Consider the following 22,063-nt stretch of genomic DNA (forward strand, 5'->3'; position numbering starts at 1 on the left):
ATCGGCAACGACGCACCATCGCGTCAGCCCTCCGCTTCCTGGATGTGCAGTGAAAGCCAAGCTGGACCGGACGCGATCGCATCTCACCGATGCCCGTCGCGCCAGGCAGAACATCCCAACGGGCCCAGCCCACACGAGAACAGGATTGCCCATGTCCTTTGCTTCCCTCGGTCTCTCCGAGGCTCTTGTCCGCGCTATCGAGGCTGCGGGCTATACCCAGCCGACTCCGGTGCAACAGCGGGCTGTTCCCGCCGTGTTGCAAGGCCGTGATCTGATGGTCGCCGCCCAGACAGGTACTGGTAAAACCGGCGGTTTCGCCTTGCCGATCCTCGAGCGCCTGTTCCCGGGTGGCCACCCTGACAAGTCGCAGCGCCATGGCCCACGCCAGCCTCGCGTACTGGTCCTGACTCCGACCCGCGAGCTGGCCGCCCAGGTGCATGACAGCTTCAAGGTCTATGCCCGTGATCTGCCGCTGGTCAGCGCCTGTATCTTCGGCGGTGTCGGCATGAACCCACAAATCCAGGCCATCGCCAAAGGTGTCGATGTACTGGTCGCGTGCCCTGGCCGCCTGCTCGACCTGGCTGGCCAAGGCAAGGTCGACCTGGCCCACGTCGAAATCCTGGTCCTCGACGAAGCCGACCGCATGCTCGACATGGGCTTCATCCATGACGTGAAGAAGGTCCTTGCCCGCCTGCCGGCCAAACGCCAGAACCTGCTGTTCTCGGCCACCTTCTCCAAGGACATCACCGACCTGGCCGACAAGCTCCTGCATAACCCGGAGCGCATCGAGGTCACCCCACCGAACACCACGGTCGAGCGCATCGAGCAGCGCATCTACCGCCTGCCCGCCAGCCACAAGCGTGCGCTGCTGGCACACCTGATCACCCAGGGTGCCTGGGAACAGGTGCTGGTCTTCACCCGTACCAAGCATGGCGCCAACCGCCTGGCCGAGTACCTGGAAAAGCACGGCCTGACCGCCGCCGCGATCCACGGCAACAAGAGCCAGAACGCCCGCACCAAAGCCCTGGCCGACTTCAAGGCCAACGCGGTACGGGTACTGGTTGCCACCGACATCGCCGCCCGCGGCCTGGACATCGACCAGTTGCCCCACGTGGTCAACTTCGAGCTGCCCAATGTCGAGGAGGACTACGTCCACCGTATCGGCCGTACGGGCCGTGCCGGCCGTTCGGGTGAGGCCATTTCCTTGGTCGCGCCTGATGAAGAGAAGCTGCTCAAGAGCATCGAGCGGGTCACCAAGCAGAAGATTGCTGACGGCGACCTGATGGGCTTCGACGCAAGCCAGGTCGAGGCCGAGAAGCCAGAAGTGCGCGAACGCCCGCAAAACACCGGCCGTGGCGGTCGCAACCAGCCACGCGGCGAAGGCGGCAAAGACGCCAACGGCGGCCGCAAGGACAAAGGCAAGGACAAGGGCAAGACCCGGCAGCACGCTGCCGAGAAGCCTGCCGAGAAGGAAAAGGCGGGCGACAAGCCGCAACAGCGCAAACCGCGTGACAACAAGCCACGCCAGCAGCAAGCCAGCCAGAACAGCACACCGAAAGCACCGGCCGACCGTGCCCCGGACGAGTTCCTGGATGACGAAGTCGACAACTTTGGCAACCGCGCTGACTACGTCAGCCCGTACCAGGGCAAGAACCAGGGGCGTAACCGCCGTCCTGGCGGTGGCACTGGCGCAGGTCAAAACCAAGGCCAAGGTGCGCCGGCTCCACGCAACAACAACGGCGGCCAACCTCGCACGGGTGGCCAGCCACGCAGCGCCAGCGGCGAGAAACGCCCACCGCGCAACAATGCGGGCGGCGGTGCACGCCGTGACAACAACGGCGGTGGTCGCGGTCGCCCGGCGCGCGATGATGCTGCGCGCCAGGAACCTGCAGTCCGCAGCTCGCGTGAGCCGCAGAACCAGCCAGTGATCATCCGCAAGGAATCCAAGCTCGATCGTTACCCAACGCCTGAGCAACTGGACGATCTGCCAAGCCGCCCACGCGGCGAGCGACCTGCGCTGCTGACGCGCAATCGCTGATTGTAAAAAACTGGGGCCGCTGCGCGGCCCTTTCGCAACACAAGGCCGCTCCTACAGAAGAATGCGTTTCTCTGTAGCAGCGGCCTTGTGTCGCGAAAGGGCTGCGTAGCGGCCCCAGCGGTTTCAGCTTTAACGCAATTACTTCTGCTTCACGCCTTCAAGGCTGATATCCAGGTCCAGAGTCTGCGAAGTTGCGCCTGGGCCTTTGATGCCGAAGTCGTTCAGGTTCAGCGTGGTGGTGGCATTGAAGCCAGCACGTTCGCCGCCCCATGGGTCTTTGCCTTCACCGTTGAAGGTGGCCTTGAAGGTGACCGGCTTGGTCACGCCGTGCAGGGTCAGGTCACCGGTCACGTCGGCAGTCTTCTCACCGGTCGATTTGACGGCGGTCGACACGAACTTGGCGTCCGGGTACTTCTTCACGTCCAGGAAGTCTTTGCTGGCGATGTGCTTGTCACGCTCGGCGTGGTTCGACCACAGGCTGGCAGTCTTCAGGTCGACGTTGATCTTGCTCGCTTCAGGCTTGGCGCTGTCCCAGCTGAAGTTGCCGTCGAAGTCCTTGAAGGTACCGTGAATGAAGCTGTAGCCCAGGTGGCTGATCTTCCAGTCGACGAACGCGTGCTGGCCTTCCTTGTCGATCTTGTAGTCAGCGGCCATGGCTTGGCCAGCGGAGAACAGTGCAGTACCGAGCGCCAGAGCGGCAAAAGTCTTTTTCAACATCCTTTCTATTCCTTGCAATTGAGGTTGAGAGTCAAGCTTTGCGGCCCAGCATGCGGATCAGGGTCGCGTCACGGTCTATGAAGTGGTGTTTCAGTGCTGCCAGGCCATGCAGCACGGCAAAAATCACCAGGCCCCAGGCTAGCCAGAGGTGGATCACCCCAGCCAGGTCCGCCTGATCGGGCAGGTCGCTGACCAGAGCCGGTACTTCGAACAAGCCGAATACCGGAATACCGACGCCGTCGGCAGTGGAGATCAAATAACCGGCGATCATCACCGCGAACAGCCCCACATACAGTGCCAGATGGCCCAGCTTGGCGGCCACGCGGGTGAGTGCCCCGTGGTTGGCCGGTGCCGGCGGTGGCGGGCTGATGAAACGCCAGAGTACGCGCAGCAGCATCACTGCCAGCAGCACCAGGCCGATGCTCTTGTGCAGGTCAGGGCCCGACTTGCGCCAAGGGTCGTAGTAATCCAGGCCGACCATCCACAGCCCCAGGCCAAACAGGCCGAAGACTGCCAGCGCAACACCCCAGTGCAGGATGATGCTGACCACGCCGTAGCGAGAAGGTGAATTGCGCAGTTGCATGTTGGCGTGTTTCCCCGTGAAAGCTGTGCACAGACTAACGCGTAACGTATCGAATAAAAGCGGAAAAAATTGCTTCGGATTATCGAGAAATCCGATGGATATTGTGAAAGCTTCCTATTAAGGAAACATTAACGATAGTCGGTGAGTTCAGGGTTGCCAGTGCCGGCCCCTTCGCAGCACAAGGCTGCTCCTACAGGAGGAAGAGGCCGGCACTGTCGATCAATCAACCCGCCTTGGCCTGGGTATTGGCCACTGGCTTCTTCGCGGGCTCTGATTTGACCGTAGCCTTTTTCGCTTCAACAGGCTTGTGCGCCTGTTTTGCCGCCGGCTTGTGCGCCGGGGCATGCTTGGCAGGGGCGGTTTTAGGCGCGGCAGGCTTGGCAGCAGCAGGTTTGGCCGCGGCTTCCTTGGCCACAGGCGCCGGCGCAACCGGCTCTGGAGCGGCCTGTGGCGCCGGGGCCACTTCGTCGGCCTTGGCAATCGGCTGGGCTTTCACCTCAGGCTTGTCAGCCCCACCAAACAGGCGCTTGAAGAAACCTGGCTTGTCCTGCTTGGCCTCTTCTTTCACCGGCTCGGCCTTGGCCGGGGCTTTTTCCACCTTGTCGCCCTTTTCAGCCTTGTCGGAAGCACCACCGAACAGGTTGGAGAAGAACCCGCCCTTGTCTTTGGCCGCCGCGGCGCCTGCTGCTGCCGCCGCCACCGGTACGGCCTTGGCCGGGTCGAACGACTTGCCGGCCAGCAGGTCCTGCACCTGGCCCGCCGCGCGTTGACCGCTGCGCAGGGCGCCTTCCAAGGTGCCTGGGTAGAGGGCGTCAGTGTGCTCACCGGCGAAGCTGATGCGCTGCACCGGGCGCTCCCACAGGCGCCAGTACTTGCTGATCTGCCCTGGGCCGTAGGCCAGGTAGGCGCCACCGGTGCCAGCGTCAGTGCTGTAGCGTTTGACTTCGTAGCCGGTGAACGAACCGCGGGCCTGTGGATAAAACGCATGCAGGCGGATAAGCACCTGGTCGACCATCTGCTTGTCGCCAAATGCCTGCAGCAGGCGGGCGTTGTCGCCGGACAGGTTGATCACCACGTTGGCCCCGCCCTTCAGCGCCGGCTCGATCCACAGCATGCCCAGGCCTGCGTTACTGAAGATTTCGCCGGACATACGGGCCCGGCTTTCCCACACCGGCTTGTTGAACTTGAGCATCAGCTGGTCGCGCCAGCCATAGTTGGTGCCCTTGAGCGCGGCCAGGTGCTGGCTGTCCAGGCCCGGGGTCATCTGGATCTTGGCCAGGGCGCGCAGCGGCACGGCCATGACCAGGTAATCGGCCTGGTAGCCCACGCTACCAACCTTGACGGTGACGCCGTCCTTGTCCTGCACGATGGCAGTGACCGGCGAGCTGGTCTTGATGGTCTTCAGCTGTTTGACGAACGCCTGGGCCAACACCGGGCTGCCACCGGGCAGGCGCGCGGCACGCAGATCGCGGTCGCTGACACCACGGTAAACGCGGTTCTGCTGAGCGAAATACAGCAGCGACAGGCGCGACGGCTCATCGTAACGGCTACGGATCTGCTGGTTGACCAGCTGACGCGCGGTGGCCGGCAGTTGCAGCTTGTCGAGCCAGGAAGACACGTTGATCTGATCGAGGGCGAACAGCGTGCTGGTCGCCTGCGGGTTCAGCGGGTCGTCGATCGAACGGGCCAGGTCGTCGAGGGTTTTCTCGTAGCGTTTGAGCGCCTCGGCAGTGGCGGGCTGCTTGGTGGCAAGGTCCGTCGCACTGAAGTACTCACCGTCGATCAGGTAGCCCGGCGTACGCACGAACTCTGGCGCCGGCAGTGTTTCAAGTTTGAAACGGTCGAGGTACTGGTTGAGTACCGGCTGTGCCTTGGCGTTGCCGATCCACTCACTGGTGGCCAGGCCCGAGCGACCGCCCATGCCCGACTTGGCCTCCAGCAGCGTCACCTGCCAGCCCTTGCTCTGCAGTTCATAGGCTGCAGTGAGGCCCGCAAGGCCCCCACCCACCACGATAGCCGTAGGTGTTTTGTCCTTTGCCAGCGCGGCACCGCTGGACACACCAATCAATACCAACGCGCACAGGCGCACCCAAGCAGCAGCCATGTCGGCGAACTCCGAGTCAGACGTTACAGAAAAATAGGGAGGCAGGAATGCCCCGAGGCGATGCGTTAAGAATACGTCAGCTCTGCCAACCCTGCCAGCACGGCGACATCAAGTCCTTTTGGCAACTGACATTTTTGCCAGTAGCCGTGTCACACGTGGGTAGGCGATGCTGACGAGAATGGCCAAGAGCCCGCCAGGAGGGCCTGCGCATGATCTTCGAGGAGCGTTTCATTCATGTCGAACGACAGTTTCTGTGGCACAAGCAGACACTGTGCACTGCATCTGGCCTGAGCATTCGCTCCAACAGCACGTCCTGGACGGGCTTTCACGAAGCGTTCAAAGGCGAAGACGGCACGGAGCTGGTCATTGGCGAACACAGCGATGTAGAGATCACCTTCTCCCAGGAGGTCGAGTGTTTACGGCTGGAATACTACGTGGTCAGCGACTATCTCTGTGACGACCTGCACATGCTGTTCGATGTCGAGAACTACGACTACGACCTGGTGGCGCCAGCCCCACGCAACTTCTACTGGCTCACCATCGACGGCAGCGGCTTCACCGACCTGATGCCCGGTCCGATCTCCACGCTGCCCTATCACCAGGTCATCGACGGCCCCTTCCGCCGCCTGACCATCTCCACCTCGCAGGCCGGCACGGTGCACATTCGCAAGCTCGAATGGACCGGTACTCGACGACATTGACCGCCAGCGGTTGTGGTGCCCTCCAGCTTTGCTTAGGCTTACGCGGTCCAAGCCAGCAGCAAAGCCAGGAGAAGTACCCATGGGCCTCAACGATCAGTGGATGCAACGTGACCTCAAGGTCCTGTGGCACCCCTGCACCCAGATGAAAGACCACGAGCAACTGCCGCTGATCCCGATCAAGCGTGGTGAAGGCGTGTGGCTGGAGGACTTCGAAGGCAAGCGCTACCTGGACGCCGTGAGCAGTTGGTGGGTCAACGTGTTCGGCCATGCCAACCCCCGCATCAACCAGCGCATCAAGGACCAGGTCGACCAGCTGGAGCACGTGATCCTGGCCGGTTTCAGCCACCAGCCGGTGATCGAGCTGTCCGAGCGCCTCGTCGCCATGACCCCAGCCGGGCTGGACCGTGTGTTCTACGCCGACAACGGCTCATCCTGCATCGAAGTCGCGTTGAAGATGAGCTTCCATTACTGGCAGAACATCGGCAAACCCGAGAAGAAGCGTTTCGTTACCCTGACCAACAGCTACCACGGCGAAACCATTGCCGCGATGTCGGTAGGCGACGTGCCACTGTTCACCGAAACCTACAAGGCGCTGCTGCTCGACACCATCAAGGTGCCCAGCCCCGATTGCTACCTGCGCCCTGAGGGCATGGGCTGGGAAGAACACTCGCGCAACCTGTTCCAGGCTATGGAACAAACCCTGGCCGAACACCACGCCACCATCAGCGCGGTAATCATCGAGCCGCTGATCCAGGGCGCAGGCGGCATGCGCATGTACCACCCGGTTTACCTGAAACTGCTGCGCGAAGCGTGTGACCGCTACGGCGTGCACCTGATCCACGACGAAATCGCCGTGGGCTTCGGCCGCACCGGGACGATGTTCGCCTGTGAACAGGCCGGCATCCGCCCAGACTTTCTGTGCCTGTCCAAGGCCCTGACCGGGGGTTACCTGCCGCTGGCCGCGTGCCTGACCACCGATACCGTGTACCAGGCCTTCTACGACGACTACCCGACCCTGCGCGCGTTCCTCCACTCGCACAGCTACACCGGCAACCCGCTGGCCTGCGCCGCAGCGCTGGCGACCCTGGATATTTTCGAACAGGACAACGTGATCGAGGCCAACAAGGCCTTGTCCGTGCGCATGGCCACGGCCACCGCGCACCTGGCCGACCATGCGCATGTCGCCGAAATCCGCCAGACCGGCATGGCCCTGGCCATCGAGATGGTCCAGGACAAGGCCGGCAAGGTTGCCTACCCCTGGCAGGAGCGCCGTGGCTTGAAGGTCTTCGAGCACGCCCTGACCCGCGGCGCGCTGCTGCGCCCGCTGGGCAGCGTGGTGTACTTCCTGCCGCCGTATGTGATCACGCCCGAGCAGATCGACTTCCTCGCCGAGGTGGCCAGCGAAGGCATCGACATCGCCACCCGCGACAGCGTCAGCGTTGCCGTACCGGCCAACTTCCACCCCGACTTCCGCGACCCGGGCTAGGCCCATAAGCCCACTGCCGACCCTGTGGGAGCGGGTTTACCCGCGAATGCGATGTTGTCCCCACCTTCGCATTCGCGGGTGAACCCGCTCCCACAGGCTCACATGATCCCTTTTCGTCCGAGCAGAACCATGAGACTGTCCCGCTTCTTCATCGACGCCCCCCTGAGCCTTGGCGAGCATGACCTGCCCGAAGCCCAGGCCCATTACATCGGCCGCGTGCTGCGCATGGCCCCCGGTGATGCCGTGCAACTGTTCGACGGCAGCGGCCAGGAATACCGTGGCCAGTTGCTCGAAGTCGGCAAGAAAACCGTGCGCGTGACACTGGACCAGGCCCTGGCTGGCCAAGCCGAATCGACGCTGCACATCCACCTCGGCCAGGGCCTGTCCCGTGGCGAGCGCATGGATTGGGCCATTCAAAAGGCCACCGAACTGGGCGCCAATGAAATCACCCCGATCGTCAGCGAGCGCTGTGAAGTGCGCCTCAAGGACGAACGCGCCGACAAGCGCCTGGCCCACTGGCGCCAGGTGGCTATCAGTGCCTGTGAACAGTGCGGCCGGTCGAGCCTGCCCGTGATCCATCCGCCGGTGACACTGGCCGAATGGATCAAAACCACCGAAGCCGACCTGAAACTGGTCCTGCACCCGGTGGCCGAACCACTGACCAGCCACGACACACCGTCACGCCTGGCCTTCCTGATCGGCCCCGAAGGCGGCCTTAACGACGCGGAAGTCGACCAGGCCAAGGCCGCCGGCTTCCACGCCGCGCGCCTCGGCCCACGCGTGCTGCGGACCGAAACCGCGCCAGTGGTGGCGCTGTCGGTGGCACAGCAGTTGTGGGGCGATTTTTAACCCTGCGCCTAAAGTACGTAGAACGACACGGCGATGAAGTGCAGCAGGCTGCCGGCGATCACGAACAGGTGCCAGATGCCGTGCCAGTGGCGAAAGCGGCTGTCGAAGGCAAAGAAAATGATGCCCACCGTGTAGAACACCCCGCCGGCCGCCAACCAGGCGAAACCGGCGGTACCGAGGCTGCGCAGCAGCGGGTTGACCGCCACCAGGACAATCCAGCCCATCACCGCATAGATGATGATCGACAGCACCCGCGCCTCGGAGCGGGGCTTGATCTCCTGCAGCATGCCGATCACCGCCAGCCCCCAGACCACCCCGAACAAACTCCAGCCCCAAGGCCCGCGCAAGCTGACCAGGCAGAACGGGGTGTAGCTGCCGGCAATCAGCAGGTAGATCGACAGGTGATCGAGCTTGCGCATGATCACCTTCGCCCGCCCACGCGTGCTGTGGTAGAGGGTGGAAATGCTGTAGAGCAGCAACAGCGTGCCGCCGTAGATGGAGAAACTGACGATCTTCCAGGGGTCGCCCTGCAGGCCCGCGACGACGATCAGCCAGATGGCACCGATGCAGGCCAGGATGGCGCCGACCAAGTGGGTCCAGGCGTTGAAGCGTTCACCGTAATACATGCAAACACAGACCTCCTGTGAGGGGCTGGGTTCCAAAAACCTGCGCGATCCTCTGGTAATTCAACCCTTTGTAGGAGCAGCCTTGTGCTGCGAAGAGGCCAGTGATTACACAGTAGATCTGCGCAGCGTTTTGCGGCCTCTTCGCAGCGCAAGGCTGCTCCTACAGGGACCGCGCTATCCGCAGCCTATCCTGCGAGAGGTTGCAGATCCGCGTCACGCACCAGCCGTTCCAAGGCCACCAGGTCCGGCACCCGCGCCACCTGCTCGCCCACCTGCACCGCCGCCAGCTCCAGGCTGCCCAGCGCCACATCCACATAATTGAGCTGGCTGTCGAGCTTGCACGAGCGTGGGATGTCCTGCAGCAGCACCGCCAGGTAACGCAGCCCGGTATCGCCCAGGGCATTGAGCACCACGATGCGCGCGCGCTCGCCACACGGGGTTTCGCCGCCGCATGCGGCCTCGAACCCGATCAGTGGCAAACGCTGCTTGCGCCAGTCGATCCAGCCCAGGTGCCAGGCGGGCTCGCCACGCTGGCACACCAGGTTGCGCTGGCCGAACAGTTCGGCCACGGCGACATTGGGCAAGACCAAGGTACGGTCGCCCAAGGGCAACAACAGGCCGGTAAGGCTGCTACGCTGGCCCGAGATCAGCTCAAGCATGGGTTTGGCTCCAGTGGGCGATGCTCTGCAGCAACACAGACTCCTGGTAAGGCTTGCCCAGGTATTCATTGACACCAATGGCCATGGCCCGGTCGCGGTGCTTCTGCCCGGTGCGCGAGGTGATCATGATGATTGGCAAATCCTTCAGGCGCTCGTCGCGTCGAATGCGCGTGGCCACCTCGAAACCGTCCATGCGGGGCATCTCGATGTCCAGCAGCAACACATCCGGCCGATGCTCTTCCAACTGCGCCATGGCATCGACCCCGTCCTTGGCAGTGAGCACGCTCATGCCATGACGCTCCAGCAGCCGGCTGGTGACCTTGCGCACGGTGACCGAATCGTCCACTACCATCACCAGCAGTGACCGGCGCGGCGCCGGGCCGAACAATTGCCGCTGGGCATCGCCGCCGCCCGGCAAGCGCGCCAGGCGCCGTTGCTGGCCACGCAATTGGCCCAGCAGGTCGAGAATCAACACGACCCGGCCGTCGCCCAACAAGGTCGCGCCCGACAACCCAGCGACCGCAGCGAATTGCGGGCCGAGGCTCTTCACCACGATCTCCCGGCTGGGTGACAGGCTGTCAGCCTGGATGGCGAACGACTGCTCCTGGGAATGCACCAGCAGCACCGGCAGCGGCACGCTTTGCCCAAGCAGGCTGGGCCGTGGCTGGCCTTGCAGCAATTCACCCAGGTAACGCAGGTCGTAGGTGTGGCCTGCGTAGACGTAACGCGGGGCATCCAGTTGGTAGCACGCCGCCAGCTCCGCAGGCGGCACGCGGACAATGCCTTCGATGGTATTGAGCGGGATCGCGTATTGGTCCTCGCCCAGGTGCACCATCAGCGCGCGGTTGATCGACACCGTGAACGGCAGGCGGATCAGAAAGCGTGCGCCCTTGCCCTGGGCCGACTCGATGGTCATCGAGCCCCCCAGTTGCTTGACCTCTTCGTGCACCACGTCCATGCCCAGGCCACGCCCGGAAATCTGGGTGATCTTCTCGGCGGTGGAGAAACCGGGGCGCAGAATGAACTGCAAGACCTCGTGATCGCTCAAGTGGGCCTGCGGGTCCAGCAGGCCACGCTTGATCGCCTTGCGCCGCACGGCCTCCAAGGGTACGCCGGCGCCATCGTCGGTCATCTCGATGACGATGTCGGCGCCTTCGTGCAACAGGTTCAGGTGAATCGTGCCGTGCTCCGGTTTGCCGGCAGCCAGGCGTGCTTCGCGGCTTTCCAGGCCATGGTCGACGGCGTTGCGCAGCATGTGCTCCAAGGGCGCCACCATGCGCTCGAGCACGCTGCGGTCCAACTCACCTTCGGCATTGCCGACCACCAGTTCAACCTGCTTGCCCAGCTCGCTGGCCACCTGCCGCACCACGCGCTGCAAGCGCGGCACCAAGCGTTCGAAGGGCACCATCAGGGTCGCGGTCAGGCCTTCCTGCAACTGGCTGTTCACCCGCGCCTGCTGCTGCAACAGGCCGTAGGCTTCCTGGGCACGCTGGGCCAGGGTTTCCTTCAGGTCGAGCAGGTCGGAGGCCGACTCGAACAGGGCCCGCGACAGCTGCTGCAGCTGCGAGTGGCGGTCCATTTCAAGGGGGTCGAAATCGTCGTAGGCGTCGCTCTCGAACGGCTGCCGGCTGGAAATCCGCCCCTGGGTCTCGACATCCAGGCGCAGCAGCTGGTCACGCATGCGCTCCAGGGTGGTTTCCATTTCGTTGAGGGTGAACTGGGCGTCGTTGACCTGCTGCTCGATGCGGCCACGGATCACCGAATGCTCACCGGCCAGGTTGCCCAGGTCGTCGAGCAGTTCGGCATCGACCTTGACCATGTCGCCGGCTGCCCGCTCCGGCGCGGCAGCAGGCACTTCGAGGGCCGAAGCCTCGACAGCACCTTGGCCCGCCGCGCTGTCGGTCAGGGCCGCACTGCTGAAGTTGCGGATGTAGTCGATCAGCGCCGTGGCGGCATGCAGCGGCTGCCCCAGGCGCACCGCATCGAGCATGTGCGCCAGGCGGTCATGGCAATTCTGCAGCAAAGCGAACAACGGCGGGCTCGGCGGCAGGCGGCCGGCAGCGAGCAGTTCGTAAAGAAATTCCAGCTCGTGGGCCAGGTCGCCGATGGCGGCGATCTCGACCATGCGGGCACCGCCTTTAAGGGTATGCAGGTCACGCAGCAGGTTATCCACCTCGACACTGCTGCGCGGGTCGGCCTGCCAGCGCGCCAGGGCCGCAGCGGCGCTTTCGACGATGTCCGAGCTTTCTTCCAGGAAGACTTCCAGCAGCTCCTTGTCGCCTGGGCTCTCAGGCTCTTCAGTCAACGGCTCGCTCGCTGGCGGCAGTGCCAGGTTGCGCGACAGCCCCAGGCCAAGGTCCATGTCGGGGTGCAACGGGGTGACCGTATCGATGCCCACAAGGCCCGTGGCCTCAGGTGCCAAGGCCTGCGCCAAGAGGCTGCGCAAGCTGTCGATCAGCGCCGGCCTGGGCGAAATCTCCTGCCCGGCGGCCACCTCGTCGAGCATGTCCAGCAGCGCTTCATGGCCTGCCTGTGCCTGGGCGAAAAAGCGTGCGTCGGCGGCCAGGCTGCCCTCTTCCACGGCACCATAGACGTCGAGCAGGGCCTCGCAGACATCGTCCATCTGCCACAGGTCAGCCAGGTGCGCCGCGTGGCCCAGGCTGGTCAGCTCATCGAGCAGGGTGTCCAGCGCCTGGCGCTGCCCCGGCTGCTCTTGCCAGCGCGACAGCAACGACTCGGCGTCGAGCAAAATGTCCATGGCCTGGGCCAGGAAGCTGGCGGTCAATTGCGGGTCGCGCTTGTTGCGGCGCGCATGCTGCGGGTCTTCATGCAGGGTGGCCAGGCGCACATCCACCGCCTGGCCCACTTGTTCGATCAATTCGGCGGCACCCGGGATGGCCGCCAGCGGCGTGCTGTCCAGCTGTGCCAGGCCCAAGTGGAACAATGAACGCCCGGCCTCCAGCCATTCGATTTCAGCCACTTGCAGGGGCAACTGGTGGCCCTTGTACTCACGCGCCAGGCGGTCGAAGGCGGTGGCCAGCTCGGCGACGGGCATCACGCCCGCCATGGCGGCGCTGCCCTTGAGCGTGTGCAAGGCGCGTTGCAGGCTGTCGCTGACCGGGGTGTCGTGGCCGTCGGCGCCCTGCAAGAATGCCTCGAGGCTGGCCAGGTGGCCGTGCGCCTCGCTGCGGAAGATGTCCAGCAAGTGCGGATCGAGGCCATCCACCTCAGCAGCAGGTGGCGCATCGTTTTCGGCCAGGGCATGCAGATGCCCGGCCAGTTGCTCGATTTCGGTCAGCTGCGGTAACTGCCCGGCGGCAAAGTCGGCCAACAGGTCAGGCAGGTGGACGAACACTTGCTGCAAGGCGACCACCCCTTCCGGGGTGAGCACGCTTCGGCCTTCGAGCATTCGATTGAGCAGGTGCTCCGCGCCCCAGGCCAGCTCGGCCACCGCCTCGGCATGCACCATGCGCCCGCTGCCCTTGAGCGTATGCAGCGCACGGCGCACTTCCAGCAGTGCCTCACGCTGCTGGTTGTCGGCGCGCCAGCGCAGCCAGTGGCGCTCGATTTCCGGCAGCAGTTCACCGGCCTCGTCGAGGAACACATCGCGCAGCTCGTCGTCGATGCCATCGCCGTAGTCTTGTTGGCCGAAGCCGGTTTCGCTGACCGCGCAGGCCACGCCCAGTGCCGCCAGGCTGGCGCGCGCCATTTCGATGAAGGGCTGAGCATCGGCAAGCGGGTCGGCCACCCGCCATTGCAGGTAGCATTCGGCTGCGCTCAGGGCATCGGCCAGGTGCGCCAGCTCATCGGCTGGCGGCTCGACGTCCAGGTGCTGCAACCAGCGTTGCACGTAGCTGGCGCAGCCGGCAAACACGTCGGCAGGGCCCGGCAGCATCAGCATCGCCAGCGCCCCGCGCACTTGCTGCAGCAGCCCCGGCAGCGGCTGCAGGCGCTGCCGGGGCCAGTCGGACTCCAGGCAATCACCAATCAAGTCCTTGGCCTGCTGCAGTACGGCCAGCGACTCGCTCAGCACCAACTGTCGGATCTCGGTGAGGTCCGAGCCCGGCATCCCGCCCTGCCCGCTTTCTTCCAGCGGGCCGACCATGCCATTGAGGGTCGCCTCTACATACAACAGGGCGCCCGCCACATCCATCAAGACCGCGTCATCCACCGAGCCCTCGCCGGGGGCCAAGGCCTGCAGCGCCAGCACCTGGTCGATAATCACCCGCCGCGGCTGCTGGAAGCCCAGCACCGCCAGGGTGTCGGCGACATGGCGCAACGGTGCGAGCAGGGCTTCGGACTGTTCGCTGTGCTGGCGGTCGCCGCGCACGAACTGGTCCAGGCGTTCCTTGATGCGCATCAGGTCGTCGCACAGCGCGCTCACCACCGAGCGCAGGGCATCGCGGCCGGGCCCGGCCTGCATCTGTTCCCGCCAGTTGCCCAGCGACAGGTCAAGGTTGGCCAGGTCATCGGAGCCGGCAAAGCGCTGGGCAGTGCCACTGATGAGGCTGGCCTGGGCCAGGGGCTCCACGCCGCGGCAGGCGCGCAGCTGGTTGAGCAACGGCAGCATCACCAAGGGCAGGTCGTGGCGCGCGCCGCGCAGCCGTTCCAGGTACGACGGCAGTTGCTCCAGGCCACGGAACAGCGCCCCCAGGCAGTCGCCGCGTGGGCTGACCTGGCCGTCGGCCAAGGCCCGGGCGAACAGCTCCAGCTCTTCAGCCAGGCGCGTCGCACCGCGCAACTCGAGCATGCGCAGGCAACCGTGCACCTGGTGCAGGTTGTCGACCACGAACGCCAGCATGGACAGATCGCCCGGCTCGCCAGCAAAACGCTCCAGGGCCTGTCGCGCCTGGCCCAGGCAGTCGAGGATGGCGGCCTTGGTCCAGGCCAGCGCTACCGTTTCGTGGCGCTCGGGGCTTACAGCGGCAGAAGCCATTGGCATTCCTCAGCGCGGCTCGGCAGGTGCCGGCAGGGTGAAACCAGAAACAGACCGGCGCATCTCGCTGGCCATGCGTGCCAGGTGGCGGATGCTGTCGGCAGTGGCGCCGGACCCGGCAGACGTCTGCGCGGTGATCTGCTGGATAACGGCCATGGTGTGGGAGATCTGCCCGGCAGAAGACGTCTGCAACTGGGCCGCGTCGGAAATACTGTGGATCAGCTCAGCCAGGTTTTGCGACACCCCTTCGATCTCCGCCAGCGCCACCCCGGCATCCTGGGCCAGGCGCGCGCCGCGTACCACTTCGGCGGTGGTCTGCTCCATGGAGATCACCGCCTCGTTGGTATCGGCCTGAATGGTGCGCACCAGCGCCTCGATCTGCCGCGTGGCCGACGACGAACGCTCGGCCAGGCGCTGCACTTCGTCGGCAACCACCGCGAAACCACGCCCGGCTTCACCGGCCAGCGAGGCCTGGATCGCGGCGTTGAGGGCCAGGATGTTGGTCTGGTCGGCAATGTCGTCGATCAAGCTCACGATGTCGCCGATCTCCTGTGACGACTCACCCAGGCGCTTGATCCGCTTGGCGGTGTCCTGAATCTGTTCGCGAATGTTGTCCATGCCGTTGATGGTGTTGTGCACCACCTCGTTGCCCTTGTTGGCGATCGCCACTGAGCGCTCGGCCACCTTGGCCGACTCATAGGCATGCGCCGACACCCGGTCGATCGATTCGACCATGTCGCCCACCGCCTCGGACGCCTCGCTGATTTGCGCGGCCTGGTGCTCGGACGCTTTGGCCAGCTGACGCGCGGTGTTCTGCGTGTCCTGCACGGCAGCGGCCACTTGCACGGCGCTGTGGTTGATGGTGGCGACCAGGTCACGCAGTTGGTCGACGGAGTAGTTGATCGAGTCGGCGATGGCGCCGGTAAAGTCTTCGGTAACCGACACGGTGACGGTCAGGTCGCCATCGGCCAGCTCTTCGATCTCGTCGAGCAGGCGCATGATCGCCTGCTGGTTGCGTTCGTTCTTCTCTGCGGTCTCGCGCAGTTGCCGGTTGGTGGTGCGCACCATGACCAGGCCAATGAGGATGATCGAGGCCAGCGCCAGCAGGCCCAGGACGTAGCCGCCGACCGTGTCCAGGGTACGCCCGCCGGCCAGGTTCTCGAAGCCGTTGGCCAGGTGCGAGGCCTCGTCGAGCAGGGTTTGCGACAGGCTGAAGATGTTGCCTGCGGCTTCACGCACGCGGAACAGTTCGGGCGATGTTTCGAGGATTTCGTCCACCGAGCCGGCCACGAACTGGAACAGCTCGGCGATTTCAGCCAACCGCGCCCGGGCATCGGCGTCCTCGACGCGGGTCACCTGCAGCGCGGGGTTGCCGTTGAGCATGCCCTCCAGCACCTGGCCAAAACGGCCGGCATCGCGGCCGAAGGCATCGGCGGCCTGGGCCGCGGTGTCGTCACCGGCCAGCACCGTGTTGACCGAACCGAGGATGCGCTCAGCCAGCAGCAACTGGCGCTGGGCGACGACCACCTGGTTGGCCGGGGCACCGCTCTGCAGCAGGATTTCGACCACCTTTTCGTATTCGACCTGCAACTGCGGCACGGTCTCGGCAAGCGTTGCCGCCACCTGGTGCAGCGACAACACCGTCTGCTCGCTGGCCAGGATGGTATCGGTGTTCTTGCGCAGGTTCTCCCAGTCCTGGCGGACGGCTTCCATCTCATCGCGCACCGTGGCCGGTGCCGCTGGCAGGCCGGTGGACGTGTCACCTTCGCGCAGGTAGCTCCAGCGCCGCTCGAAATCGTTGCGCGCATCCGACAGCAGCTTGAACGCCAAGGCCTTGCCCGTCGCCGCCTCGGTGGCGTTCTTGGCAATCCGCTGGGACAGCACGCGAAGCTCACCGGCATGGCCGATGTACTGTTTGTCGTAGTTGGACTGGGTGCTCAGGTAGGCGAAATTGGCGAACAACAGGATGATCGACAAGATCAGCACCAAAAACAGCACGGTGATCTGCGCGATGCTGCGCGTTCGCGGAGCCATGGGCGTTGCAGTAGCGCTGGTGGCAGGCTTGTTCACGTTCGCAGGTCCTATAACGCCACATCAAGAAAGCCCGGCGCCTGGGCCAGGGCGAAGGGGCTGAAAATTGCCCAATTGCGTTCACGCGGGAAGTGCCCCTGCACAAAGCGGGCGGCCGCGCGGATCAATGGCTGCGGGGGCGAAAGCTCCAGGCTGCTCAGGGCAAAGTGCTGCAGCCCCAGTACTTCGTCCACCAGCAGGCCGACGAACAGGTCCTCATGGTCCAGCACCAGCACCCGCCGCTGCTTGCCGGGGGCGGCCGGGCCAAGCCCGAAGAAGCTGCTCAGGTCCATTACCGGCAGCAACCGCCCGCGCAAGTTGGCAACCCCGCAGACCCAGGGCTGAACCCCAGGAACACGGCTGCTGCGCGGTTCGCGCAGCACTTCGGCCACCTCGCCCATGGGCGCGACGAACCACTGCCCGGCAATCCGAAAGCCGATCCCGCTCCACTGTTGCAGGCGGGTGTCCTGCGGTGGCTGGTCCGCCACCAGCAGGCGGCAGCGCCGGTCGATGTCCAACAGCAACTCGAAGGCGGTCAGCGACGCGCCATGAGGGCGGGTGGTCAAGTCCCCAGCACTTCTTTGAGCTTGGCGATCAGTGCGTCTTCTTCGACCGGTTTGGTCAGGAAGTCGCGGGCGCCCTGGCGCGTCGCCCAGATACGGTCGGTTTCCTGGTCCTTGGTGGTTACCACGATCACCGGAATGGCGCTGGTTTCCTCGTCCTTGCTCAGCTGGCGAGTGGCCTGGAAGCCGTTCATGCCGGGCATGACGATGTCCATCAGCACCGCGTCGGGCTTTTCCTGACGGGCCAGGGCCACGCCATCGCCACCGTTGTTGGCCTTGAGCACCTCGTAGCCGTGCTTTTCCAGCCATTCGGTCAATCTGTACATCTCTGTCGGCGAGTCGTCGACAATCAGAACTCGGGCCATGCTGTTTCCCCATCAGGAAAGTAAGACCGCGCCATGGCGGACGCGGTCAGGGTGCGTGTTGTTGGTGTTCGGCAAAACCAGGCACATGGGCCCGGATCGCTTCGAGCAGTTCTTCTTTGCTGAACGGCTTGGTGAGGAACTGGTCGGAGCCCACCACCCGCCCGCGGGCCTTGTCGAACAGGCCGTCGCGCGACGACAGGAGGATCACCGGTATGTCCTTGAAAGCGCTGTTGTGCTTGATCACGGCGCAGGTCTGGTAACCGTCCAGGCGCGGCATCAACACATCGACGAAGATGATGCGTGGCTGGTGATCGACGATCTTGGCCAGGGCATCGAAACCATCGCTGGCGGTAATCACCTCGCAACCCGCTTCGCCGAGCAACATCTGCGCGGTACGGCGGATCGTGCGTGAGTCGTCGATCACCATGACCTTCAGGGGTTGTTCAATCACTTGGGCTACCGTCGCTGCTCAGGCCAGAATTGCTGGGGCCGCGTTGCGACCCTTTCGCGACACAAGGCCGCTCCTACAGGTTTGCGCAGCATTGTGCCTCGCATTTTTAGCACACTCCGGGTAGCCATTCCATCTGCTGCGCCCCTTGACCATCGGCGCTCCCGGCGCCACCCTGAGCCACTTTTCTTTCGATCCATCGCGGCTGCGCGCCGCCAAGAGGAACCACCCCATGAGCGTTCGCCTCGGCATTGTCATGGACCCCATCGCGTCCATCTCCTACAAGAAGGACAGCTCGCTGGCCATGCTGCTGGCCGCCCAGGCACGCGGCTGGAGCCTGTTCTACATGGAACAGCGCGACCTGTACCAGGGCGAAGGCAAGGCCCGTGCACGCATGCGCCCGCTAAACGTGTTCGCCGACCCGGCGCGCTGGTTCGAGCTGGGCGACGAGCAGGACAGCCCCCTGGCCGAGCTGGACGTGATCCTGATGCGCAAGGACCCGCCGTTCGACATGGAATTCGTCTACAGCACCTACCTGCTGGAGCAGGCCGAGGCCGAAGGCGTGCTGGTGGTCAACCGCCCGCAGAGCCTGCGCGACTGCAACGAAAAACTGTTCGCCACGTTGTTCCCGCAGTGCACGCCACCGACCCTGGTCAGCCGCCGCCCGGACATCATTCGCGAATTCGCGGCCAAGCATGGCGACGTGATCCTCAAGCCGCTGGACGGCATGGGCGGCACTTCGATCTTCCGCCACCGGGTCGGCGACCCCAACCTGTCGGTGATCCTCGAAACCCTGACCGCCCTGGGCGCGCAGCAGATCATGGCGCAGGCCTACTTGCCAGCGATCAAGGACGGCGACAAGCGCATCCTGATGATCGACGGCGAGCCGGTCGACTACTGCCTGGCGCGCATCCCGGCCAGTGGCGAAACCCGCGGCAACCTGGCCGCCGGTGGCCGTGGCGAAGCGCGCCCGCTGACCGAACGTGACCGCTGGATCGCCGCCCAGGTCGGCCCGACCCTGCGCGCGAAAGGGCTGCTGTTCGTTGGCCTGGACGTGATTGGCGAGCACCTCACCGAAATCAACGTCACCAGCCCGACCTGTATTCGCGAGATCGACAACGCCTTCAACACCGACATCGGCGGGCGATTGATGGACGCCATTGATCGCCAGCTGAAGGCGCGCTGACCGGCAACGCGCGGCACAATCGCGGAGTGGGGTATGATACGGGTCCTTTTTACTTGGCCTGCTGCCCCGCCCCGCGGTTGCTGGATACCTGATGACGCTGCCCGCTGACATCCCCTCCGACCTGCTGCCACCGCGCGTTCGCCCGGTGGACCGGCTCGGCTTTACCCTGTTCCTGGCTGCCCTGGTGCACCTGGCGCTGATCCTTGGCGTCGGTTTTACCGTGGTCAAGCCGGCTGAAATCCGCCATACCATGGACATCACCCTCGCCACTTTCAAAAGCGAGAAAGCGCCCGAGAAGGCCGATTTCCAGGCTCAGGACAACCAGCAAGGCAGCGGCACACTGGAGAAGAAGGCGGTGCCCAAGACCACCGAACTCGCCCCCTTCCAGGACAGCAAGATCAACAAGGTCACGCCCCCGCCTGCGGCCAAGCCCGAGGTCGCACCGCCGCCCACGCCTGAGAAGTCGGCCGTGGTGACCAAGGCCGCCAAGCCTCACAAAGTCGAGCCCAAGCCCAAGGAAAGCAAGGCGCAACCAAAGCCTGCAACGCCCACGCCTGATTTTGACAGCTCGCAGCTGTCCAGCCAGATCGCCAGCCTTGAGGCAGAGCTGTCCAATGAACAGCAGCTGTATGCCAAACGCCCGCGCATCCACCGCCTCAACGCCGCCTCGACCATGCGCGACAAGGGCGCCTGGTACAAGGAAGAATGGCGCAAGAAGGTCGAGCGGGTGGGCAACCTCAATTACCCTGACGAAGCGCGGCGCCAGCAGATCTACGGCAACTTGCGCATGATGGTCTCGATCAACCGCGATGGTTCGCTGTACGAAGTGCTGGTGCTGGAATCGTCCGGGCAACCGGTGCTGGACCAGGCGGCGCAACGTATTGTGAGGCTGGCGGCGCCGTTTGCGCCGTTTACCGGGGACTTGGCGGAATTCGACCGGCTGGAGATCATCCGGACCTGGCGCTTTGCCCGTGGGGACCGGTTGTCCAGTAACTGATTTGCTGGCTGTACTGGCCCTTTCGCGGGCAAGCCCGCTCCCACCCGAACTGTGTAGCCTCCAAGTCTAGCGTCGCACCTGTGGGAGCGGGCTTGCCCGCGAAAGGGCCGGTACAGGCGACACATAAACCACCTTGTCAGCCTCGCCACCTGGCGCCACACTATCCCCCATGAAAACCCTCGCCCCGAGCTACCTCAAGCATCAGTTCCTGATCGCCATGCCGCACATGGCCGATCCGAACTTTGCCCAGACCCTCACGTACATCGTCGAGCACAACGCCAATGGCGCCATGGGCCTGGTGGTCAACCGACCGCAGGAGCTCAGCCTGGCCGACATCCTCGAACAGTTGCGCCCGGACGATGAACCCCCGGCCAGTACGCTGCACGTGCCGATCTACCAGGGCGGCCCGGTGCAAACCGACCGCGGCTTCGTGCTGCACTCCAGCGAGTGCACCTACCAGGCCACCGTCGAACTGCAGGGCCTGTCGCTGTCCACCTCGCAGGACGTGTTGTTTGCCATTGCCGAGGGCGTGGGGCCGCAAAACAGCCTGATTACCCTGGGCTACGCGGGCTGGGAAGCCGGCCAGCTGGAAGCCGAACTGGCCGACAATGCCTGGCTCAACTGCCCGTTCGACCCCGAGATCATCTTCGGCCTCGCCAGCGACCAGCGCCTGAACGCCGCCGCCGCCAGCCTGGGCATCAACCTCAGCCTGCTGACCAGCCAGGCGGGCCACGCCTGATGGCCGAGCTACGCCTGCTGCTGGGCTTTGACTACGGCACCAAACAGATCGGGGTGGCGGTTGGCCAGGTCATCACTGGCCAGGCCCGCGAGCTGTGCACCCTGAAAGCGCAGAACGGCGTGCCGGACTGGGCCCAGGTGGAAAAACTGGTCGCTGAATGGAAACCCGACGCCATCGTCGTCGGCCTGCCGCTGAACATGGACGGCACCCCCAGCGAGATGAGCGCGCGCGCCGAGAAATTCGCCCGGCGCCTGAACGGCCGCTTCAACCTGCCCGTGCACACCCACGACGAACGCCTGACCACCTTCGAGGCTAAAGGCGAACGCCTGACCCGCGGTGGCCAGCGCGGCAGCTACCGCGACAACCCGGTCGACGCCATTGCCGCCGCCCTGCTGCTGCAAGGCTGGCTGGAGGCCAATACCTGATCATCTTTGCCGCCGGGCAGAGCCGGCGGCCCCCGAGGAGCACGCAATGAGCCTACCCAATCCCGCCGATCTGATCCGGCAGATGGCTGTCGACCTTCGCGCCCACCTGGCCCGCCGTGCTATCACCGAGCCGCGCTTCATCGGCATCCGCACGGGCGGCGTCTGGGTCGCCCAGGCCCTGCAGGAAGAAATGGGCGATACCAGCCCCATGGGCACCCTGGACGTGTCGTTCTACCGCGATGACTTCAGCCAGAACGGCCTGCACCCGCAAGTACGCCCGTCCGAGCTGCCGTTCGAAATCGAAGGCCAGCACCTGGTCCTGATCGACGACGTCCTGATGAGCGGTCGCACTATCCGTGCCGCGCTCAACGAGCTGTTCGATTACGGCCGCCCGGCCAGCGTCACCCTGGTCTGCCTGCTCGACCTGGATGCCGGCGAGCTGCCAATTCGCCCCAATGTGCTGGGTGCCACCCTGTCGCTGGCAGCCCATGAACGGGTAAAATTGACCGGACCCGCACCGCTCGCCCTCGAGCGCCAGGACCTCGCCTCCGCTTCCGCCCTTTAAGAGTCC

The 22,063-nt window shown here is 64.6% G+C and carries 19 protein-coding genes; 9 read left to right on the forward strand and 10 right to left on the reverse strand.

The features are described 5' to 3' along the window. Positions 1–151 precede the first annotated feature (151 nt). A complete protein-coding gene (rhlE2, locus tag AC5PZ0_RS15365; protein WP_493855290.1) occupies positions 152–2,038 on the forward strand; it encodes an RNA helicase RhlE2 in 1,887 nt (628 codons plus the stop codon). Positions 2,039–2,176: 138 nt separating this feature from the next. On the opposite strand, the gene AC5PZ0_RS15370 is transcribed toward rhlE2, so the two are convergent. The 3 genes from AC5PZ0_RS15370 to AC5PZ0_RS15380 all read right to left on the reverse strand — a co-directional run bounded on the left by AC5PZ0_RS15370 (position 2,177) and on the right by AC5PZ0_RS15380 (position 5,442). Further along, entirely contained in the window at positions 2,177–2,755 is a 579-nt protein-coding gene (locus tag AC5PZ0_RS15370) for a YceI family protein (RefSeq protein ID WP_027592446.1), read from the reverse strand. 31 nt (positions 2,756–2,786) lie between these two features. Beyond that, positions 2,787–3,338: a cytochrome b gene (locus AC5PZ0_RS15375; protein ID WP_099430628.1), complete on the reverse strand. Its 552-nt coding sequence runs from the start codon at positions 3,336–3,338 to the stop codon at positions 2,787–2,789. Between the two features lie 223 nt (positions 3,339–3,561). Next, on the reverse strand, positions 3,562–5,442 hold the full coding sequence (locus AC5PZ0_RS15380; protein ID WP_099430629.1) for a flavin monoamine oxidase family protein: 1,881 nt from the start codon (positions 5,440–5,442) through the stop codon (positions 3,562–3,564). 209 nt (positions 5,443–5,651) lie between these two features. On the opposite strand from AC5PZ0_RS15380, the gene AC5PZ0_RS15385 reads away from it, so the two are divergent. The 3 genes from AC5PZ0_RS15385 (at position 5,652) to AC5PZ0_RS15395 (ending at position 8,478) form a co-directional block, all read left to right on the forward strand. Then, positions 5,652–6,143, forward strand: a complete 492-nt coding sequence (locus AC5PZ0_RS15385) for a hypothetical protein (RefSeq protein ID WP_099430630.1) — start codon at positions 5,652–5,654, stop codon at positions 6,141–6,143. 79 nt (positions 6,144–6,222) lie between these two features. Continuing rightward, positions 6,223–7,629, forward strand: a complete 1,407-nt coding sequence (locus AC5PZ0_RS15390; RefSeq protein WP_027592442.1) for an adenosylmethionine--8-amino-7-oxononanoate transaminase — start codon at positions 6,223–6,225, stop codon at positions 7,627–7,629. A 129-nt stretch (positions 7,630–7,758) separates the two neighbouring features. Further along, positions 7,759–8,478, forward strand: a complete 720-nt coding sequence (locus AC5PZ0_RS15395) for a 16S rRNA (uracil(1498)-N(3))-methyltransferase (protein WP_493855291.1) — start codon at positions 7,759–7,761, stop codon at positions 8,476–8,478. 8 nt (positions 8,479–8,486) lie between these two features. Here the strand turns inward: AC5PZ0_RS15395 and trhA are convergent, their stop codons facing one another. The 7 genes from trhA to AC5PZ0_RS15430 all read right to left on the reverse strand — a co-directional run bounded on the left by trhA (position 8,487) and on the right by AC5PZ0_RS15430 (position 18,124). Further along, positions 8,487–9,104 carry a PAQR family membrane homeostasis protein TrhA gene (gene trhA / locus AC5PZ0_RS15400; RefSeq protein ID WP_027592440.1) on the reverse strand — a complete coding sequence of 206 codons (618 nt, stop codon included), beginning with the start codon at positions 9,102–9,104 and terminating at the stop codon, positions 8,487–8,489. A 185-nt stretch (positions 9,105–9,289) separates the two neighbouring features. Continuing rightward, positions 9,290–9,763: a chemotaxis protein CheW gene (locus tag AC5PZ0_RS15405; RefSeq protein WP_027592439.1), complete on the reverse strand. Its 474-nt coding sequence runs from the start codon at positions 9,761–9,763 to the stop codon at positions 9,290–9,292. After that, entirely contained in the window at positions 9,756–14,699 is a 4,944-nt protein-coding gene (locus AC5PZ0_RS15410) for a hybrid sensor histidine kinase/response regulator (protein ID WP_265968815.1), read from the reverse strand. Before AC5PZ0_RS15410 ends, AC5PZ0_RS15405 begins: the two co-directional genes overlap by 8 nt. Before the next feature lie 9 nt (positions 14,700–14,708). Then, entirely contained in the window at positions 14,709–16,733 is a 2,025-nt protein-coding gene (locus tag AC5PZ0_RS15415; protein ID WP_189662490.1) for a methyl-accepting chemotaxis protein, read from the reverse strand. 47 nt (positions 16,734–16,780) lie between these two features. Beyond that, a complete protein-coding gene (locus tag AC5PZ0_RS15420) occupies positions 16,781–17,335 on the reverse strand; it encodes a chemotaxis protein CheW (RefSeq protein ID WP_027592436.1) in 555 nt (184 codons plus the stop codon). After that, positions 17,332–17,697 carry a twitching motility response regulator PilH gene (gene pilH / locus AC5PZ0_RS15425; RefSeq protein WP_099430634.1) on the reverse strand — a complete coding sequence of 122 codons (366 nt, stop codon included), beginning with the start codon at positions 17,695–17,697 and terminating at the stop codon, positions 17,332–17,334. The genes AC5PZ0_RS15420 and pilH overlap by 4 nt, the downstream gene beginning before the upstream one ends. 46 nt (positions 17,698–17,743) lie before the next feature. Then, positions 17,744–18,124 (reverse strand): response regulator, encoded by a 381-nt coding sequence (locus tag AC5PZ0_RS15430; protein WP_493855326.1) that lies wholly within the window; start codon positions 18,122–18,124, stop codon positions 17,744–17,746. A 253-nt stretch (positions 18,125–18,377) separates the two neighbouring features. Here AC5PZ0_RS15430 and gshB point away from each other — a divergent pair, with 253 nt between their 5' ends. From gshB to pyrR, 5 genes are all read left to right on the forward strand, one after another. After that, positions 18,378–19,331 (forward strand): glutathione synthase, encoded by a 954-nt coding sequence (gene gshB / locus AC5PZ0_RS15435; protein WP_493855292.1) that lies wholly within the window; start codon positions 18,378–18,380, stop codon positions 19,329–19,331. A gap of 91 nt (positions 19,332–19,422) precedes the next feature. Then, entirely contained in the window at positions 19,423–20,328 is a 906-nt protein-coding gene (locus AC5PZ0_RS15440) for an energy transducer TonB (RefSeq protein ID WP_027592432.1), read from the forward strand. Between the two features lie 169 nt (positions 20,329–20,497). After that, the gene (locus AC5PZ0_RS15445; protein WP_027592431.1) at positions 20,498–21,067 is read left to right on the forward strand and encodes a YqgE/AlgH family protein; all 570 of its coding nucleotides are present in this window, start codon (positions 20,498–20,500) and stop codon (positions 21,065–21,067) included. After that, positions 21,067–21,492: a Holliday junction resolvase RuvX gene (gene ruvX, locus AC5PZ0_RS15450; RefSeq protein WP_027592430.1), complete on the forward strand. Its 426-nt coding sequence runs from the start codon at positions 21,067–21,069 to the stop codon at positions 21,490–21,492. Before AC5PZ0_RS15445 ends, ruvX begins: the two co-directional genes overlap by 1 nt. Positions 21,493–21,538: 46 nt before the next feature. Further along, entirely contained in the window at positions 21,539–22,057 is a 519-nt protein-coding gene (gene pyrR / locus AC5PZ0_RS15455) for a bifunctional pyr operon transcriptional regulator/uracil phosphoribosyltransferase PyrR (protein WP_027592429.1), read from the forward strand. Positions 22,058–22,063: the final 6 nt, after the last annotated feature.

This window comes from Pseudomonas sp. 5.2, from assembly GCF_059025405.1.